The 3,543-nt window shown below is 37.9% G+C and carries 3 protein-coding genes; all 3 read left to right on the top strand.

Features of this window, described 5'->3' with window-relative positions; all coding sequences use genetic code 11:
- A partial coding sequence (locus H5072_RS14750; protein ID WP_182693941.1) for a SpoIIE family protein phosphatase occupies positions 1-1,531 on the top strand: 1,531 nt, incomplete at its 5' end.
- A gap of 56 nt (positions 1,532-1,587) precedes the next feature.
- Complete coding sequence (locus H5072_RS14745) at positions 1,588-2,247, top strand: GAF domain-containing protein (protein ID WP_182693940.1); 660 nt, start codon at positions 1,588-1,590, stop codon at positions 2,245-2,247.
- An 80-nt stretch (positions 2,248-2,327) separates the two neighbouring features.
- Complete coding sequence (locus tag H5072_RS14740) at positions 2,328-3,518, top strand: amino acid aminotransferase (RefSeq protein WP_002962951.1); 1,191 nt, start codon at positions 2,328-2,330, stop codon at positions 3,516-3,518.
- Positions 3,519-3,543 lie beyond the last annotated feature (25 nt).

Genomic DNA, 3,543 nt, shown 5'->3' with positions numbered 1-3,543 from the left:
ACTTAAAAGAGAGCAAATAGACATTGTTTTACTCGATGTATTAATGCCCGTAATGGATGGTTTTGAAGCAGCTGAAAAAATAAAGCAGCAGTATAGTGAAGTTTACTTACCGATTATTTTTATAACCTCCTTAGAAGATCAAGCAAGTTTTGAGCGGTGCCTCGCGTTAGGTGGCGATGACTTTATTCATAAACCATTTGAAAAAGTTATTTTGCATGCAAAAATTAAAGCACATAGCCGCACCAGAGAGCTAAGTAAAAAATCAAATCAACAAAAAAAACTGCTTGAATATCATCACAATCAAATTGAACGTGAACACGAAATAATTGAGCATATTTTTAATAACTCATTAGAGAATCAAGGCAAGTTTAAAGAGTACCTCGATTTTAATTTATCGCCGGCGTCTATGTTTAACGGCGATATGTTTTTAGTGGCGCAAAGTCCAATAGGCAATCTGTATTGCATGTTGGGAGACTTTACAGGGCACGGCTTAGCGGCAGCTATTGGTGCATTACCTATCTCTCGTGTTTTTTATACTATGGTACAAAAAGGCATGGCGATTAATGACATTGCCTGTGAGCTAAATACACTGCTTTACAATCTCCTACCTGGACACATGTTTTGTGCTGCAACCATTATAGAGCTTAGTGCATCCGGTAAAAGTATTTCTGCATGGATGGGCGGCCTGCCAGATGCGTACCTGATAGATAAAGACGGTAATGTAAAACAAACATTAGAGTCGCAACATATGGCGCTGGGGATTTTAGACGATCAAGAATTTGAATATGAAGTTATTCACTTTGAAACAAATAGTAATACACGCCTAGTATTAGCAACCGACGGTATTATAGAAACAGCAAACAAAGAAGATACATTTTTTGGGGAAGAGCGTTTCTTACAAACCTTAAAAAGTAAATCGATGATTAGTAGCGAAGATATAGTGACTGACGTTACTAAGTTTGCAGATGGCACTAAACAGCAAGACGATTTAAGCATTGTTTTACTAAACTGCCTGCCTTTAGTTCCTGAGGAGCAAGAGCGAGAAGCATTCTCTACTTTAGCGTTTAATTTATCTTTGAGTTTAAACTCAGAACAAATAAAAAAAACAGACCCCGTTTACGACGTTGTTAATATTTTAAGCAGTGTTGGGGGGCTAAATGCCCATCGTTCTAATATATTTTTACTGTTGTCTGAGGCTTATAACAATGCGCTTGATCATGGTGTACTAGGGCTTAACTCAGAGATTAAAAAACAAGAAGACGGCTTTTTTCGATATTACGAATTAAGAGAGGCAGCTCTTGCTAAACTTACAGATGCGATGATTATTATTGATATGCGCTATTGCCCCGACACGCTCAGTTTATATTTCATTATTTGTGATTCAGGCCGAGGGTTTAGTAGTAAGCACGATGAGTTGGCAAAGGTTAATAATGAATTTGGTAGAGGGGTGTCTTTACTAGAAGAAATAGCCGAAAAAGTAACTTATAACGCCAGCGGTAACCAAGTTGAAATGTGCTACAAGTTGAGCTAGCTCTGCAAAAATATCCATGCTATTATTCTCGAAACTTTAGATGTATGGATGGCCAAATGATTTCTTCTTACCTAAAACAAGCACAACTAAGTGCTAATCCAGCTTTGATTTCAACAGAGCTTAAAAAGCTTGAGCTACATTTAGCAAACACAGCTTTGCCTGATGTATGTTGGGAGTATCAAATACCTGAGCTTGGCGAGGGCGGTGCGTGTAGTTTATTTGGTTACCTACAAGATGAGCCATTCAAATTAACTGATTATCTTGAAAATGATGAGCAAACCCAGTTCAAGCTAGCTAATTTACAAAGTATTGTGAGCTACATTGAGCAACAAACAAGTGTTGATTGGTATGGTATTTATCAATCAACTAATACTAGTGAAGGTAAGCAACTATTAAAATTGGCTTATCATGGTGCACCTAGTCGTCCGTTGTTCCCTTTAACGCAAGCATTTGCGGCAGGTAGTAATAATGTGCAGGTTGCGCTATCTCACAAGGGCCGTATTATTAATAACGTTGAAGAGTACTTATCACAAGGTGGTGAATACTACACATGCGATCCTAAAGTTAAATCAGAAACCTGCTTACCTTTATTTAATACACAAAATGAATGTGTTGGTATTGTAGATGCTGAAGCCTTTAAAAATGATTTTTTTGATGAAAAGACGCTTGCCGTTTTAATTGCATGTTGTATTAAAATTCCTCACTTTCTAGTGTAAATAACGCTAGTCAACATGATGTGCTTTTATGTTAAGCTTAGCTTAACAGCTAACCCCTAAATAACGATAAGAGATAGCCAATGTTCTCAGTATTAAAACCATTACCAACAGATCCTATTCTTGGCCTTATGGCGGCCTATAAACAAGATACAAACCCTAATAAAATTGATTTAGGTGTAGGTGTCTACAAAGATGAGCAAGGCAATACACCGGTTCTTAAAGCGGTTAAAAAAGCTGAAGCGTTTCGTCTTGAAAACGAAATGAGCAAATCTTACATTGGTTTAGCGGGTAACTTAGATTACTGCCAAAAGATGGAGCAGTTACTACTAGGCGAACATCAAGCATTGCTAGCAAATCGCGTACGTACTGCACAAGCGCCAGGTGGTACGGGCGCACTTCGCGTTGCAGCTGAATTTATTAAGCGTTGCAATGCAGATGCAACAGTATGGGTAACTAACCCAACATGGGCAAACCATATTAGCTTGTTTGAAGCTGCAGGCTTAACAGTAAAAGAATACCCGTATTACGATTACGAAAATAAAGACTTACTGTTTGATGAAATGATCAACACACTTAAACAAGTGCCTAAAGGTGATGTGGTTTTAGTGCATGCATGTTGTCATAACCCAAGCGGTATGGACTTAAACGAAACACAGTGGAACACAGTTGCCGAACTTGCAAAAGAAGTTGGCTTTACACCACTTGTTGATATTGCATACCAAGGCTTTGGTGCTTCACTTGAAGAAGATGCACGTGGCTTACGTATTTTAGCTGATGCAGTAGAAGAGCTAATTATTTGTTCTTCATGTTCTAAAAACTTTGGCTTATACCGCGAGCGTATTGGTGCATGTTCACTAATTGCAAAAGATAGCGCAACAGCAGATATTTCAAACTCTGTAATGCTAAGCGTTGTACGTAGTATTTACTCAATGCCGCCAGCGCATGGTGCTGATATTGTTAATACTATTTTAAGCAGTACAGAGCTTACACAATTATGGCACTCTGAGCTTGATGAAATGCGTAGCCGCATAAATGGCTTACGTAGCTTAATTAAAGAAAGCTTAGCAACTAAAGATATTGCGCAAGACTTCTCATTTATTGAACGCCAAAACGGTATGTTTTCTTTCTTAGGTATTAATAAAGAGCAAATTGCTCGCCTACAAAAAGAATATGGTATTTATATTGTTGGTTCTAGCCGCGTAAATGTTGCAGGTGTTAGCCAGTCAAATATTGAATACTTTTCAAATGCTGTAGCTGACGTTTGTAAATAAACGCAGTTAATATAAAAAAACCGCA

This window comes from Pseudoalteromonas sp. SR45-5 (assembly GCF_014163565.1).
Taxonomy (GTDB): Bacteria; Pseudomonadota; Gammaproteobacteria; order Enterobacterales; family Alteromonadaceae; genus Pseudoalteromonas; species Pseudoalteromonas distincta.
This window is presented reverse-complemented; position numbering and strand designations above follow the sequence as displayed.